15 protein-coding genes and 1 tRNA gene are annotated in these 14,721 nt (G+C 68.0%); 7 read left to right on the forward strand and 9 right to left on the reverse strand.

Annotated elements, in window-relative coordinates; all coding sequences use genetic code 11:
• Positions 1-16: 16 nt before the first annotated feature.
• The gene (gene hisI, locus J3P31_RS10180; protein ID WP_210528318.1) at positions 17-382 is read left to right on the forward strand and encodes a phosphoribosyl-AMP cyclohydrolase; all 366 of its coding nucleotides are present in this window, start codon (positions 17-19) and stop codon (positions 380-382) included.
• Here the strand turns inward: hisI and gluQRS are convergent.
• The 4 genes from gluQRS to gyrA form a co-directional block, all read right to left on the reverse strand.
• Positions 353-1,198 carry a tRNA glutamyl-Q(34) synthetase GluQRS gene (gene gluQRS / locus J3P31_RS10185; protein ID WP_210528319.1) on the reverse strand — a complete coding sequence of 282 codons (846 nt, stop codon included), beginning with the start codon at positions 1,196-1,198 and terminating at the stop codon, positions 353-355. The genes hisI and gluQRS overlap by 30 nt on opposite strands.
• Positions 1,195-2,553, reverse strand: a complete 1,359-nt coding sequence (trmFO, locus tag J3P31_RS10190) for a methylenetetrahydrofolate--tRNA-(uracil(54)-C(5))-methyltransferase (FADH(2)-oxidizing) TrmFO (RefSeq protein ID WP_210528320.1) — start codon at positions 2,551-2,553, stop codon at positions 1,195-1,197. Before trmFO ends, gluQRS begins: the two co-directional genes overlap by 4 nt.
• Before the next feature lie 115 nt (positions 2,554-2,668).
• The gene (locus J3P31_RS10195; protein ID WP_210528321.1) at positions 2,669-3,361 is read right to left on the reverse strand and encodes a hypothetical protein; all 693 of its coding nucleotides are present in this window, start codon (positions 3,359-3,361) and stop codon (positions 2,669-2,671) included.
• 151 nt (positions 3,362-3,512) lie between these two features.
• Positions 3,513-6,248: a DNA gyrase subunit A gene (gene gyrA, locus J3P31_RS10200; protein ID WP_210528322.1), complete on the reverse strand. Its 2,736-nt coding sequence runs from the start codon at positions 6,246-6,248 to the stop codon at positions 3,513-3,515.
• Between the two features lie 193 nt (positions 6,249-6,441).
• Here gyrA and J3P31_RS10205 point away from each other — a divergent pair, with 193 nt between their 5' ends.
• Positions 6,442-6,720, forward strand: a complete 279-nt coding sequence (locus J3P31_RS10205) for an usg protein (RefSeq protein ID WP_210528323.1) — start codon at positions 6,442-6,444, stop codon at positions 6,718-6,720.
• Here the strand turns inward: J3P31_RS10205 and J3P31_RS10210 are convergent.
• The 3 genes from J3P31_RS10210 to rocF form a co-directional block, all read right to left on the reverse strand.
• Entirely contained in the window at positions 6,707-7,603 is an 897-nt protein-coding gene (locus J3P31_RS10210) for an NAD(P)-dependent oxidoreductase (RefSeq protein ID WP_210528324.1), read from the reverse strand. The genes J3P31_RS10205 and J3P31_RS10210 overlap by 14 nt on opposite strands.
• A gap of 176 nt (positions 7,604-7,779) precedes the next feature.
• Positions 7,780-8,859 carry an ornithine cyclodeaminase gene (ocd, locus tag J3P31_RS10215; RefSeq protein ID WP_246849393.1) on the reverse strand — a complete coding sequence of 360 codons (1,080 nt, stop codon included), beginning with the start codon at positions 8,857-8,859 and terminating at the stop codon, positions 7,780-7,782.
• Positions 8,856-9,779, reverse strand: a complete 924-nt coding sequence (rocF, locus tag J3P31_RS10220) for an arginase (RefSeq protein ID WP_210528325.1) — start codon at positions 9,777-9,779, stop codon at positions 8,856-8,858. The genes ocd and rocF overlap by 4 nt, the downstream gene beginning before the upstream one ends.
• 86 nt (positions 9,780-9,865) lie before the next feature.
• Here rocF and J3P31_RS10225 point away from each other — a divergent pair, with 86 nt between their 5' ends.
• Positions 9,866-10,303: an Lrp/AsnC family transcriptional regulator gene (locus J3P31_RS10225; protein ID WP_210528326.1), complete on the forward strand. Its 438-nt coding sequence runs from the start codon at positions 9,866-9,868 to the stop codon at positions 10,301-10,303.
• Here J3P31_RS10225 and J3P31_RS10230 read toward each other — a convergent pair.
• Complete coding sequence (locus tag J3P31_RS10230) at positions 10,287-10,754, reverse strand: disulfide bond formation protein B (RefSeq protein ID WP_210528327.1); 468 nt, start codon at positions 10,752-10,754, stop codon at positions 10,287-10,289. The two genes, J3P31_RS10225 and J3P31_RS10230, sit on opposite strands and share 17 nt — an antisense overlap.
• A gap of 125 nt (positions 10,755-10,879) precedes the next feature.
• Here J3P31_RS10230 and ypfJ point away from each other — a divergent pair, with 125 nt between their 5' ends.
• The 3 genes from ypfJ to J3P31_RS10245 all read left to right on the forward strand — a co-directional run bounded on the left by ypfJ (position 10,880) and on the right by J3P31_RS10245 (position 13,220).
• Positions 10,880-11,719: a KPN_02809 family neutral zinc metallopeptidase gene (ypfJ, locus tag J3P31_RS10235; RefSeq protein WP_210528328.1), complete on the forward strand. Its 840-nt coding sequence runs from the start codon at positions 10,880-10,882 to the stop codon at positions 11,717-11,719.
• A gap of 43 nt (positions 11,720-11,762) precedes the next feature.
• Positions 11,763-11,849, forward strand: a tRNA-Leu gene (locus J3P31_RS10240).
• Positions 11,850-12,284: 435 nt separating this feature from the next.
• Entirely contained in the window at positions 12,285-13,220 is a 936-nt protein-coding gene (locus J3P31_RS10245) for a DMT family transporter (protein ID WP_246849392.1), read from the forward strand.
• A gap of 83 nt (positions 13,221-13,303) precedes the next feature.
• Here J3P31_RS10245 and J3P31_RS10250 read toward each other — a convergent pair whose 3' ends face one another.
• A complete protein-coding gene (locus J3P31_RS10250) occupies positions 13,304-14,107 on the reverse strand; it encodes an endonuclease/exonuclease/phosphatase family protein (protein ID WP_210528329.1) in 804 nt (267 codons plus the stop codon).
• 33 nt (positions 14,108-14,140) lie between these two features.
• Here J3P31_RS10250 and J3P31_RS10255 point away from each other — a divergent pair, with 33 nt between their 5' ends.
• On the forward strand, positions 14,141-14,614 hold the full coding sequence (locus J3P31_RS10255) for a GNAT family N-acetyltransferase (RefSeq protein ID WP_210528330.1): 474 nt from the start codon (positions 14,141-14,143) through the stop codon (positions 14,612-14,614).
• Positions 14,615-14,721 lie beyond the last annotated feature (107 nt).

The following is a 14,721-nucleotide window of genomic DNA, read 5'->3' on the forward strand; positions in this document are numbered from 1 at the left end:
CCAAAGGACTCCTGCCATGGCCTTCGATCCTGCGACCTTGACCTACAACGACGCGGGACTGATCCCGGCCATCGCGCAGGATCATGCCACCGGCGAGGTGCTCATGCTCGCCTGGATGAACGCCGAGTCTGTCGCCCGCACGCTCGAGACCGGTCGCGTGACCTACTGGTCCCGGTCGCGCCGCGCCTTTTGGGTCAAGGGCGAAACGAGCGGCCATGTCCAGGAGCTGGTGGAGCTGAGGGTGGATTGCGACCGCGACGCGCTCCTTCTCAAGGTGCGCCAGACTGGGCCGGCCTGCCACACGGGCGCGCGCAGCTGTTTCTTCACGTCCGTGCGCGATGGCGTGGAGCGGTCAGAGGCCGATCCGGCGGCGTATGTCTGACGGCGTCTCGCCCTCGGCCCGGTAGCGGGCGATAGCCTTGGCATCCTCGCGCTTCGCCAGCCGCCGCCCGTGTTCGTCGCGGATCAGGCGGTGATGGTGATAGGTAGGCTTCGGCAATCCGAGCAGCTGCTGCAGCAGCACATGGATCGGGGTCGCCTCGGCGAGATCCTCGCCCCGCGTGACCAGCGTCACCCCCTGGGCCGCATCGTCCACGGTTACGGACAGGTGATACGAGGTGCCGAAGTCCCTTCGGGCGAGCACGACGTCCCCGACCTCGCGGATCATCCGGATCGGATCGACGACGACCTGTCCCGGGCGATGCACTCCGGTCTCCGTGTAATGGGGGACCTTTGTGCCGGACAAGGCCAGTTCCATGTCGAGCCGCAGCGCCACGCCCTCGGGAAGCGGCCCGGTCCGCGGCCGGTGCCGGCAGGTGCCGGGGTAGACGATCCCGTCAGGTCCGATCAGCGGCGCCCCGCCTTCCTGCGGCGCGGTCGCGGCCTCGAGGATATCGCGGCGCTGGCAGGTGCAGGGATAAAGGAGCCCCAGCGCCCAGAGTTCGGCCAGCGCCGCGCGGTAAGTCCCAAGCCGATCCGACTGGCGCATCGGCGGCTCGTCCCAGCCAAGCCCGAGCCAGGCCAGGTCGTCCAGCGCCTGTTGCTCCCATTGCGGCTTGGAGCGGACCCGGTCGATATCCTCGATCCGGAGCAGGAAGGCGCCCCCCGCCGCGCGGGCGAGGTCATGGGCGGTGATGGCGGCAAAGGCGTGACCGAGGTGCAGCGGCCCCGTGGGCGAGGGCGCGAACCGTGTCCTCACTCGGCCGCCTGAGCCAGTCCGCCCGCCAGCCATGCGGTCCAGTCGGCCTTGGCCCGTTCCGTGTAGCCGCGATACCGGTCGGCTCGCCCGCGACGGCCCGAGCGCGCCTCGGGCAAGGGCGGGAACAGGCCGAAATTCACGTTCATCGGCTGGAACGTCCTGGCGTCCGCGCCCCCGGTGATGTGGCTCAGCAGAGCCCCGACCGCGGTGGTCGGCGGCACATGCGGCAGGACCTCACCCTTCAGCTCGGCGGCAGCGAGACGGCCCGCCAGCATCCCCATGGACGCCGATTCCACGTAGCCCTCGACGCCGGTGATCTGGCCGGCAAAGCGGAGATGGGGCCCGGCCTTCAGCCGCATCTGCCCATCCAGCAGCGTGGGCGAGTTGATGAACGTGTTCCGGTGGATGCCGCCAAGGCGGGCAAAGCTTGCGTTCTCAAGCCCCGGGATGCCCCGGAAAACAGCGGTTTGCGCCCCGTACTTCATCTTGGTCTGGAAGCCCACGATGTTGTACAGCGTCCCCAGCGCGTTGTCGCGGCGCAACTGGACCACGGCATAGGGCTTCACGTCCGGCTGATGGGCGTTGGTCAGCCCGACCGGCTTCATCGGACCAAAGCGCAAGGTTTCGCGCCCACGCTCGGCCATCACCTCGACCGGGAGGCATCCATCAAAGTAACCAGCGGTCTCGCCCTCATGGAACTCCGTCTTCTCGGCGGCGAGAAGCGCGTCGATGAAGGCCTCGTACTGGTCACGGGTCATCGGGCAGTTGATGTAGGCGGTCCGCTCCTCCTCGGTCTCGCCCTTGTCGTAGCGCGACTGGAGCCAGGCCACGTTCATGTCGATCGTGTCGGCATGGACGATGGGCGCGATGGCATCGAAGAACGCCAGCGACTCTGCCCCGGTCGCCTGACGGATCGACTCGGCCAGCGGACCCGAGGTGAGGGGTCCGGTCGCAACGATCCAGCGGCCATTCGCCGGAAGCGCGGAGATCTCCTCCTCGACCACGGAAATCAGGGGATGCTGCCGAACCGCCTGCGTCACCGACTGGGAGAACGCCTCCCGGTCGACGGCCAGCGCGCCGCCGGCGGGCAGGCGGTGCCGGGCCGCCATCTGCATGACGAGCGAGCCCGCCGCCCTCATCTCCCAGTGCAGCAGGCCCACGGCGTTCTGCTCATGGTCGTCCGACCGGAAGGAATTGGAGCAGACCATCTCGGCCAGGTCGCCCGTCTTGTGGGCGAATGTGCCGGTCTTGGGCCGCATCTCGTGGATGACGGCGGGCACGCCGGCCTGGGCCGCGGCCCAAGCCGCCTCGACCCCCGCCATCCCGCCGCCGATGATATGGATCGCGTCGCTCATGGGCAGGGGTCTAGGGCGATCCCGCCGGATTGGGAAGGGCGAAGCCGGTCAGATCGCCGCGATCCCGGCGCCGTCGACAAGACCGGCCCACCCGTCGGCGGCAAAGCTCCGGGCCTCAGCGGCCCGGCAGGATCTCGAACAAGCTGCGGGAATCGAAGGTCGTCCCCGCCTTGGGTCCGATGGCCAGCCGCGCCCCGACGCTCACATAAGCCTCCGGATCCTCGTCCACGCTCCTCCGGCCGACTTCGGCGTAGAGGGTCGGCCCCAGGCCGAGTTGGTACTCGCCCCCCAGGGCCAAACGGCTGCCTTCGATGTCGCCGGTCAGCCCGCCGGCAAAGCCGGTCGCGGCGAAGTTGCCGAACCCGTAGCGCGCGTCCACCGACAGCATGCCGCCGTCGCCGTCGTCCCCATTGTACGAGCCTAGCGAACCCTGGATGTTGCCGCCCATGACCTCTGTCGCGGCCTCGACCCCGTACAGGTTGGTCTCGTCATCGTCGTTGCTGTCCCGCCCGACATAAAGGCCGACGGTCGCCATCGGCAGGCGGTCGTAGAAGCCGTGCAGCGTCGTGTTATGGCCGCCCAGGCCCAACTCGCGCGAGTTGTGGTAGGACAGGTCCGCCGCCGCGCCAAAGCCGGAATAGATGTCGAACTCCAGGGCGCCGCGGTACTCCTTTTCGCCCAGGTCGAGGTCGTCGGCATAGGCCAGCAGCTCGGTCGAGATCTCGGCGCCGGCAAAGCCTTGCGCGGCGGCCATGCCGCCGGGCAGCGCGAGGAGAACCGCGAAAGCGGGAAGGAAGCGGGTGGTCATGCTCGTGCCCTCATGTGATGCGGACCTTGGGCGGTCACGTCTCGGTTGGCTGCATCCTGCGACCAAGCGCGATGAGGGGCAAGGGGGCGTCGGCACGTTGGCGCCCAGGTCCGGCAGAGAACCGCCGGACCCGCAAGGTTTTCCGACGCGGTCAGAGCGCGCCGTCGGCCTCGGCCTGCTCTGCCACCTTGGCGACGGAGACGACCTCCTCGCCGTCCACGTCGAAGACGCGCACGCCGCCCGAGCCGCGCGAGCGGAAGGAGATGCCGTCGACCGGCATCCGGATCGACTGCCCGCCCGAGGTCACGAGCATGACCTGATCCGACATTTCGACCGGGAAGGCGGCCACGATGCGGCCCGTCTCGCGTCCCCGCCGGTCGGACAGGTCCATGGCGACGACGCCCTGGCCCCCGCGCCCGCGCACCGGATAGTCGTGGCTGGAGCTGATCTTGCCCAGGCCGCCGGTGGTGACGGTCAGGATCAGGTCCTCGGCCGCCGACATCTCGGCGTAGCGTTCCTGGCTGATCGCCCCGGCCACGGCCTCATCCTCTTCGGGGCTGACGCCGTTGTCCTCGTCGGTGACGCCCAGGACGGCCCGCCGCATCTTGAGGTAGGCGACGCGCTCCTCGGACGTGGCTTCAAAGTGGCGCACGGTGGCCATCGACACGACGTGATCGCTCTCGTCGCGCAGCGTGATGCCCCGGACCCCGGTCGAATCGCGGCCCTTGAACACGCGGACGTCGGTGGTCGGGAAACGGATGGCGCGGCCATGATCCGTGACCAGCAGCACATCGTCCTCCTCGGACGCGATCCTGGCGTTCACGAGCCGCGTCCCGTCAGGCAGTTTCATCGCGATCTTCCCGCCGCGCCGCACGTCGGTGAAGTCGGACAGGGCGTTGCGCCGCACATCCCCCGTCGAGGTCGCGAAGACGATCTGAAGCTCATCCCAGTGGTCTTCGGGCCGGTCCACGGGCACGATGGCCGCGATCGTCACGCCCTGGTCGATGGGCAGGAGGTTGACCAGCGCCTTGCCCTTAGCCGTGCGTCCGGCCAAGGGCAGCCGCCAGCACTTGAGCTTGTAGGCCATGCCGTCGGTCGTGAAGAACAGCAGCGGCGTGTGCGTGTTCGCGACGAAAAGCTGGACGATGACGTCCTCCTCCTTCGTCTGCATCGACGAAAGGCCCTTGCCACCACGCCGCTGCGACCGGAACTCGGACAGGGCGGTCCGCTTAATGTAGCCGCCCTGGGTCACGGTCACGACCATGTCCTCGCGCTCGATCAGGTCCTCGTCCTCGAGATCGGCGGCCCATTCCGTGATCTCGGTCCGGCGCGGCACGGCGAAGAGCGAGCGCACCTCGCGCAACTCGTCCGCGATGATGCCCATGATCCGCTCGCGCGAGCCCAGGATCTCGAGGTACTCCTTGATCTTGCCGGCCAGCTCCTGGAGCTCGTCGGTGACCTCCTGAACGCCCAGCTGGGTCAGACGCTGCAGCCGCAGGTCGAGGATTGCGCGCGCCTGCGCGTCGGACAGGTTGTAGGTCCCATCCTCGTTCATCGGATGCAGGGGATCGTCGATCAACCGGATGAAGGGCGCGATCTCGTGGGCGGGCCAGCGGCGCTCCATCAGGCGCGTCCGGGCCTCCGACGCATCGCGCGACGACCGGATGGTCTGCACCACCTCGTCCACGTTCGACACCGCGACCGCGAGCCCGCAGAGGATATGCGCCCGCTCCCGCGCCTTGCGCAACTCGAACGCGGTGCGACGGGCGACCACCTCCTCGCGGAAGTCGACGAAGGCGGTCAGGAACCCGCGCAGGGTCAGGGTCTCGGGCTTGCCGCCATTCAGCGCCAGCATGTTGCAGCCGAACGAGGTCTGCATCGGCGTGAAGCGCCAGAGCTGGTTCAGCACGACATCGGCGGTCGCGTCGCGTCGCAGCTCGATGACCACGCGGACGCCGTTGCGGTCGGATTCGTCCTGGACGTGGGCGATCCCCTCGATCCGCTTGTCTCGCGCGGCCTCGGCGATGCGGTCGATCATCGTGGCCTTGTTCACCTGGTAGGGGATCTCGTCCACGATGATCGCCTGACGGCCGCGGATCTCCTCCATATGCGTCTTGGCGCGGATCACGACCGAGCCCCGCCCCTCGAGGTAGGCCTTGCGCGCGCCTGACCGGCCCAGCATCTGGCCGCCCGTGGGAAAGTCCGGGCCGGGGACGTACTGGATCAGGTCTTCCGAGGTGAGGTCCGGGTCCTCGATCAGCGCCAGCGTCGCGTCCACGACCTCGCCCAGGTTGTGTGGCGGGATGTTGGTGGCCATGCCGACGGCGATGCCGCCCGCGCCGTTGACGAGCATGTTGGGGAAGCGTGCCGGCAGGACCGTGGGCTCCCGGTCCTTGCCGTCGTAGTTGTCCTGGAAGTCGACCGTTTCCTTGTCGATATCCGCAAGGAGATAGGCCGCGGGCTTGTCCATCCGCACTTCGGTGTACCGCATGGCCGCGGCGGAATCGCCGTCCATCGAGCCGAAGTTGCCCTGGCCGTCCAGAAGCGGCAGCGACATCGAGAAGTCCTGCGCCATCCGCACCAGCGCCTCGTAGATCGCGGCATCGCCGTGGGGGTGGTATTTCCCCATGACGTCGCCGACCGGGCGCGCGGACTTGCGGTAGGGCTTGTCGTGCGTGTTCCCGGTCTCGTGCATGGCGTACAGGATGCGCCGGTGCACGGGCTTGAGGCCGTCGCGCAGGTCGGGAATCGCGCGGGACACGATCACGCTCATCGCGTAGTCGAGGTAGGAGGACTTCATCTCCTCCTCGATCGAGACGGTCGGGCCGTGCACGCCTTTCGGGCTTGCGCCGAAGGTCTCGTCGGGGGTGTCGGGCGTGTCGGTCATGCGAACGGGCCTGCTCAATATCTAGTCGGTGTCGGGTCTGAACACCCCCTGCATATAGGGCAGAACGCTCCCGCAAACAAGGGTGGCAGCCGCGGACGCCATTTGCTAACAAACTGAAATTGTTGACTTATTGGGGAACCTTGATCGACCCTGTTCCGTAGAGGTCCTGAACCGCCTCGACAGGGGAGACGACATGACGACACGACCCGCCTCGGAGACCGAGCTGATGCTCAGGGGATACGGCCTGACCACGGCCGAACTCTTCTACCGGATGCCCGATTACCGCAACGTCCTGAACACCTTCGTGTGGCAGGACTACGACCTGGCCCCCGATCATCCCCGGCTCTTCGAGTTCATCGAATTCTGGCAGAAGGAGATCGAGGGACCGCTTCACTCCGTGCGCTTCACCCACCGCAAGCTGATCAAGCCCGGTGAGTGGCGGCACGTCACCGGCGAGTTCACCTATCACTGATCCCGTTCGCGCGGGCGACGAAGTCGGCAAGGTGGGGGATGTAGTCCTCGGGGCCGTCGCCCCCGGTGGTCATGGCCGAGGCGAAGGTGTTCTTCGCGGCTGACGCCATGGGCGTGGCCACCGTCGCCGCGTTCGCCATGGACTCGAGATAGCGCAGGTCCTTGTAGGCGTTCGAGATGGTGAACTTGTGCGCCTCGCGGTTGCCGTCCAGCGCATACTCCATGAAGGTCTGGTAGAACCCGCAGTCCATCCGTCCGCCGCGGATCACGCTGTCGAACCCCGCGACGGGGATCCCCACCTTGCGGGACAGCGCCAGCGCCTCGGAATAGAGGGCGGCATAGCCTAGGGACAGGAAGTTGTTCAGCAGCTTCATCCTGTGCCCGTCGCCCGGCCCGCCGACCCGGACCACGCGGCGCGAGAAGGTGCTCAGGATCGCCTCGGCGCGCGCAAAGTCCATGTCGGTCGATCCGACCATGCAGTCGAGCGTGCCCTCCCAGGCGTCCTTGGGCGTCCGCGACAGCGGCGCATCGACCAGCGACACCTTGCGGGGGTGAAGCTCGTCGCCCAGCCGTTCCGTCACGGTGGGGTCCGAGGTGGAGCAGTCGATCACCAGGCTGCGCGGGCGCAGCGCCGGCATCATCTCCCGCATCACGGCCTCGACCTGCGGCGACCCGGTCAGGCAGAGCACGACCACGTCCGACGATTCGGCGAGCGCGGCGGGCGAGGGGGCCTCGGTGGCTCCCTTGGCGACCAGATCCTCGACCGCCTCGCGTCGGCGGTTGGCGACCACGGTCAGGGAATGCCCTTTCGCCAGGATGTTGTGCGCCATCCCGTGACCCATCAGGCCCACGCCCACAAAGCCGACCCGTTCCGCCATGACCATTCCTCCCCTGGTGTCGGGCCATCATGGAAGGACAGGCCCGGGGCGTCCAGAGGAGCCGGCCCGCGCAACGCGCGATGCTGTCGGGCGGCGTTAACTGCTCCGTGGGACTGTTTCGCCGTCGCACCCGATTGAAGGAGGTTCCCGTGCCGACTGCGTCCCACCCGCCCGCGCGGCCTTCAGGCCCCGGCGCGCATCAGCATCCCGAACAGGTCGCGCGGATCGTCGGGATCCGCGATCATGTCCAGCAGGTCGTAAAGGCCGGTCGCCACGGCCTTTTCGCGCACATAGGTCAGCGCCGAGAAGTCCTCGACCGCGAAGCCGACCGAATCGAACAGCGTGATCGCCCGGTCGTCCCGGCGACCGGGCTTCCGCCCCGCGATCACCTCCCAAAGCTCCGTCACCGGATGCTCGGGATCGAGCTGCTGGATCTCGCCCTCGATGCGGGTCTGGGGCGGGAACTCCACGAAGATGTCCGAACGCAGCAGGATGTCCCGGGCCAGCTCGGTCTTGCCGGGGCTGTCGCCGCCGACCGCGTTGATGTGCACACCCGCGCCCACCATGTTGTCGGTCAGGATCGTGGCCAGCCTCTTGTCGGCGGTCGCGGTGGTGATGATCTGCGCGCCCAGGATCGCCTCCTCGGCCGTGGCGCAGGCCACGACGCGAAGTCCATGCCCAGCGAGGTTCGCCGCGCATTTGGCGGTGGCCCGGGGGTCGATGTCCCAAAGCCGCACGGTGTCGATCCCGCAGATGGCCTTGAAGGCGACGGCCTGGAACTCGGACTGGGCGCCGTTGCCGATCAGGGCCATCACCTTCGCACCCTGGGGGGCGAGGTGCCGGGCCGCCAGCGCCGACATCGCCGCCGTCCGCAGGGCCGTGAGCAGCGTCATCTCGGACAGAAGGACCGGGTAGCCGGTGTGCATGTCGGCCAGCAGCCCGAAGGCCGTGACCGTCTGGAGCCCGGCGCGCATGTTGCGCGGATGGCCGTTGACGTACTTGAACCCGTAGACCTCTCCGTCCGAGGTCGGCATCAGCTCGATCACGCCTTCAGGCGAATGGGCCGGGATGCGGGCCGTCTTGTCGAAGCTTTCCCAACGCCGGAAGTTGCCTTCGATGACCTCGGCGATCTCGGCCAGCATGGCCTCGAGCCCGATGCGATGCACGAGGCGCATCATGTTCGCGACGCTGACAAAGGGGATCAGCGCCTTTTCGGACGGCGCGGCCGCGTGCGTCACAGGCATGGGAAAGCTGGCGTTCATGCGAGGCTCCGTGTGGGTCGGTCAAAGATGCGGCGTCCGAGCAGGGACGCGGTGAGGTCCACCATGACTCCGGCGGTGCGCCCGCGTTCGTCGAGGAAGGGGTTCAGTTCCACGAGGTCGAGGGAGGAGACGAGGCCCGAGTCGCAGAGCATCTCCATGACCAGATGGGCCTCGCGCAGGGTCGCGCCGCCCGGCGACGTCGTGCCCACGGCCGGAGCGATGCCCGGGTCGAGGAAGTCGACGTCGAGCGAGACATGAAGAAGCCCGTTCGCCGCGTCCACCCGGGCCAGGAAGTCCGCCAGCGGCGTCCTGATCCCAACCTCGTCGATATGGCGCATGTCGGCGAGGTGAGTCTCGGTCTCGGCCAGGGCGGCACGCTCGGCGGGATCGACGGAGCGCAGCCCGATCATGCAGATGTTCTTGCCCGGGATCGGCGCGGGCATGGCCGGGAACATGGAGAACCCGTCGCGTCCAGCCAGATATGCCACGGACACGCCATGGAGGTTGCCGGTCTCGGTCGAGGCCAGCGTATGGAAGTCGCTATGGGCGTCCAGCCACAGCAGGAACAGGGGCCGGCCCACCCGCTGCGCATGGGCCGCGACGCCGGCGACCGATCCCATCGACAGCGCATGATCGCCGCCCAGGAAGATGGGCATCCCTTGTGGCGCCGCCTCTTCGGCCGCGCGCATCAGGCTGACCGTCCAGCCCACGGTCTCGCCCAGCGCGAAAAGCCGGGGATCCTCGGCCACGTCCACCGGGTCCGGCGCCACGTTGCCCCGGTCCACGACCCGGTGCCCCAGGCTGGACAGCGCCTCGGCCAGGCCCGCCACGCGATAGGCGTCCGGCCCCATGAGGCAGCCGCGGCGCCGCTTGCCGCTGTCCACGGGGGCACCGATGAGAATGATGTCACGCGATTCCATAATGTCAGGCTCGTTTCGTTGAGTGGAGGACTGAAGTAGGTATTCTGTGCGAATGGTATGTTGATTGCGCAATCTGGGCAGCAACCTTGGACGAACTGGATCAACGGCTGATGGCGGCGCTGCGGCGCGACGGACGGGCGAGCCTGTCGGAGCTTGCCCATGATCTGGGCGTGACGCGAACCACCGTGAGGGCGCGGATGGCGCGCCTCATCGCCTCCGGCGAGATCGCCGGCTTCACGGTGCTCAGCCGGGCCGACGTGGCGGCGGCTCCGGTTCGCGGGTTGATGATGCTTCAGGTGGAAGGACGCGGGACGGACCGGGTCATGGCGCGGATCTCGGGGCTGCCCGAGGTCACGGCCTTCCATACCACGAACGGCACCTGGGATCTCATCGTGGAGATCGGAACGCCCACGCTGGAGGCGCTCGACCAGGTGCTGTTCGCCATTCGGCGCATCGAGGGCGTCACGAGGAGCGAGACAAACCTGCTCCTCAGCACGCGGCGGCCGATCAGGCGGCCTGGCTAGAGGACCGCCGCGCCGCCACGATCCAGATCACCATCAGCACCAAAGAGAAGATCGCGTTCCAGGAGGCCATGGACAGGCTAAGGAATTGCCAGGCGATCTGATCGCACATGACGATCCGCGGACCTTCGACCGCCAGCAGGTCCCCGCCCGACAGGCCGCCCAGGCCCGACCCCGTGCAATGCGCCGGGCCAAGCCACCAGTGACGTTCCACCCCCGTATGGTAGGCCCCCAGGATGGCCGTCGCGGACGCGGCGATGGAGCCCAGGATCGGGAAGAGCGGGCCCCTGACAGCAAGGGCGAGGACCCCGATCGCGACGGCGGCAAAGTGGGGGTAGCGTTGGTACCAGCACAGCGCGCAAGGCGGATAGCCCATGGCCTGGAACAGGTAGGCCCCGGCCAGGAGCGCGAAGGAGCCTCCGGCAGCCAGGAGAACGAGGGTATTGCGGGTCAAGTCGGGTCTCCGGGAATCGCCCCGCACCCTTTCCGAGCCAGACCGAAGTGACAAGACGGTTATGGGAACCTTTGGTCTGGCTCGTCGCGTTGTGAACCGGCAATGGACAGCGGTGGAGGTCGGCCATGAGGTGGCAGGGGCGGCGCGGGAGCAGCAACATCGAGGATCGTCGCCGGATGGGCGGCGGGGCCGCCATCGGCGGCGTCGGCGGCGTGGGTGCCCTGGCGATCGTGCTGATAGGCTATTTCCTCGGGGTCGACCTCACGCCGATCTTGAATGGCGGCGGCGGCGGCATGATCCAGAGCGGTCCCTACGAGCCGACCCAGGCCGACGAGGAGGCGGCCCAGTTCGCTTCGGTCACCCTCGCGGACACCGAGGAGGTCTGGGCCGACATCTTCCAGAACCAGCTGGGCCAGACCTACGAGCCTACGACCCTGGTTCTCTTCAAGGGATCGACCCAGTCCGGCTGCGGTGGAGCAAGCGCCCAGACCGGGCCGTTCTACTGCCCGGTCGACAAGAAGGTCTATCTGGATACAGATTTCTTTATCCTGATGGATCGGCAACTTGGGGCCGGCGGCGACTTTGCCGATGCCTATGTCGTCGCGCACGAGGTCGGCCACCATGTGCAGGACCTGCTCGGTATCCTGTCCCAGGCGCAGCGGGGCAGCCAGCAGGGCGCCGATAGCAGCGCCGTCCGGATCGAGCTTCAGGCCGACTGCTTCGCCGGGGTCTGGGCCTATCATGCCCAGACTCAGCTCGGCACCCTCGAGCAGGGCGACATCGACGAGGCCCTGAACGCGGCCGAGCAGATCGGTGACGACACGCTGCAACAGGAGGCGGGACAGGCCGTGCGACCCGACTCCTTCACGCACGGGTCCAGCGAACAGCGCGAGCGCTGGTTCTACACGGGGTACCAGTCCGGCGACATCGGCCAATGCGACACGTTCGGGACGAGGGATCTTTGACCCTTTGACGGAGGCGATGCGGGACGTTAGAGCAGCGGGGCTGGCCGGTGTGGCGGAATGGTAGACGCAGCGGATTCAAAATCCGCCGAGGCAACCCCTCGTGAAGGTTCGAGTCCTTTCACCGGCACCATGTTTTCTTAGCTTTTGGCCGAAAGCTGGCTTGCGAGCCAAGGCCCAAGGTTTACACGGTTTATCGTGGTTTACACTCGCTCCGAGGGATCGGATCTACAAGCGAATCGGATCTGGCGCACATACGACCACTTGCCACGATTGCGTGGAAGCATCGGTCCCGATGGGCGGGGCAGCGTAGGCAGGCGAGTACCGCACCGGACTTATGCACAGTCCAAGATATTGATCCTGTCCAGTCGATGACGCGTGCGTCAATTATGACTTCTGCGCTGTCCCTGAGGCTCTAGCTCGTCCTCATCAATGCTCCGCTCAGGTCCGGCCGAAGCTCCGGGCCAGCCAACCGTCCGCGCGGAAACCACAAGAACCGGGTCGCGGCCCCACCACCCTGCGGCTAGCTCCCGGCCGGCAGCACACCGGAGAGCCACAAGAGTCACACATGACAACCGCCGCCAGCCGTCCCATGACCACCGGGGAGTGGGGGATGCTCCTCGCGCTGTCGGTGCTCTGGGGCGGCTCGTTCCTCTTCAACGGCATTGCCGTGCGCGAGCTGCCGGCCCTCACCATCGTGCTCGCCCGCGTCGCCTTGGCCGCCTGGATCCTGCTTCTGGTGTGCCGGGCCATGGGCGTGCGGATACCAAGGGACGGCCGCGCTTGGGCGGCGTTCGGGGTCATGGGGCTCCTCAACAACGCGGTCCCCTTCACGCTGATCGTCTGGGGCCAGCACCACATCGCCTCGGGCGTGGCCTCCATCCTCAACGCCACGACGCCGCTTTTCGGGGTCGTGCTGGCCCATGTCCTCACCGCCGACGAGCGGCTCACGCCCGAGCGCCTCGGGGGCGTGCTAGTCGGGCTGTCGGGGGTTGCGGTGACGATCGGCCTTGATGCCGTGGGCACCCTTGGGGCGGACCTGCCAGCACAGCTCGGCGTCCTGGCCGCGGCACTGTCCTATGCGCTGGCTGGCCTCTGGGGCCGGCGCTTCCGCCGCATGGGCGTGGCGCCCTTGGCCACCGCCACCGGGCAGGTCTGCGCCTTGAGCGCGGTCCTGCTGCCCTTGGTGCTGCTCGTGGACCGGCCCTGGACGCTGCCCATGCCCTCGCTCGCCACCTGGGGCGCGCTCCTCGGCCTCACGGCCCTCTCCACGGCGCTGGCCTATGTGCTCTACTTCCGCATCCTGGCCACGGCGGGGGCCACGAACCTCTTGCTCGTGACTTTCCTGATCCCGGTCAGCGCCATCCTGCTCGGCCTCCTGTTCCTGGGCGAGGCGCTGGAGCCGCAGCACCTTCTCGGCATGGCGCTGATCGGGGCGGGGCTCGCCCTGATCGATGGGCGGCTCGTGCGAGGGCTGCGTCGAACGATGGTGCGAAGAACCTAGCTGCGCGGTGATCCCGGCACGGGAGGCGGGGCCGAGCTGTCCCGCAGCGTGGTGCGGGCGGGGCCCGCGACCGCTGGAAGCGCTCAGATGGTCAGGAGCAGTGGCCGGTGGTCGGACACCTCAGGGTGCTCGACCACCTCGAAGGCCAGGACCTCAACCGCGTCGTTGACGAGCAGGTAATCGGCGAGGCGGCCGGGCTTGCGGTAGTGCGAGGTCCGGGTGTCCCGGTGGCCGCCGCCGGTCACGAGGTCGTGCAGGCCGAGCCGCCCGAGCACCTCGAAGGTCTCGCTATCCGGCTCGACGTTGAAGTCGCCGCAGACCACGAGCCGCTCCCCCGGCTCGGCCACGGAGCCCACGAGGCGCGCGAGCCGGTGCGCCTGCGCCAGCCGCTCGGGCGTGTCGGCCTTGCCCCAAGCAGGATCGCGCAGCCCGTGCATGTGAGCGATCGTGACGGGCCAGCCCCGCTCGAAGTCGTGGACGCGAACGGCGTGGGCGGTGCGCGATCGGGGATGCTCGCCGTAGCTGTCGGGCGAGAAGGCCCCATGCACGAAGCCCTTTGCCTGGCCGATAACGGGGAGGTCCGCGCGCACGAAGGTGGCCAGCCCCCACTCCGAGAGAACCGCCTGGTCGCCGTCCCAGAGCACGCCCTGAGCCGCCGGGCAGAAGGTGCCTCGGTGCCTGGGCAGGGCAGCATTGACCTCGCGGAACAGGTTGGCCCGCTGCGGTAGGACATGGTCGCCGTCGCGGTAGGTGAGCCAGCCCGTCATGGCTGCTGGCGTATGCACGACCTCCTGAAGGCAGAGCACGTCCGGCTGTTCCGCGCGCAGGTAGCCGTCCAGCTCGTCCCAGAGCGTGCCGCCCCAGCCGTTCAGGCATATGATCCTCAAGCCCAGCTCCTTCGACATGCAGGGAAGACCGACATGCCACCTGTTACCATCCGCCCGCTGCGCCCTGACGATGGACCGCACGCAGCGCGGGTTTTCTTCGACGCCGTGCGCGAGGGCACAAGGAAGTACTACACCGAGGCGCAGCGGCGGGCCTGGGCGGGCGAGCCTCCCGGTCCGGACAGCTGGCGCGACCGGCTCTGGGGCGTGGAGGGCTTTGCGGCCGAGGAGGACGGCCGGCTCGTGGGCTTCATGACACTCGCTGGGACGGGGGGGCATATCGACCTGGCGTTCGTGGCGCCTGCGGTCCTGGGCCGGGGCGTGGGCTGGCAGCTCTACCGGGCCGTGGAGGCAAGGGCGCGGGAGCGTGGTGCCTCGGTGCTCACGACTGAGGCGAGCCGGATGGCCCGGCCGTTCTTCGAGCGGCAGGGCTGGTCGGTGATCACGGAGCAGGTGGTGGTCATCCGCGGGGTGGTGCTGACCAACTACCGGATGCGGAAGGCGCTGTGAGCCGCGGCGTGCAGGTCGGCAAGGGCACAACCAAACAGCTCCACCTCGGCAGAATTTAAGAAATACGCATTGATCGTCTGTAGCCTGTTCTCGAGAAATGTTGACTC

This window comes from Rubellimicrobium arenae (assembly GCF_017916275.1).
GTDB lineage: Bacteria > Pseudomonadota > Alphaproteobacteria > Rhodobacterales > Rhodobacteraceae > Rubellimicrobium > Rubellimicrobium arenae.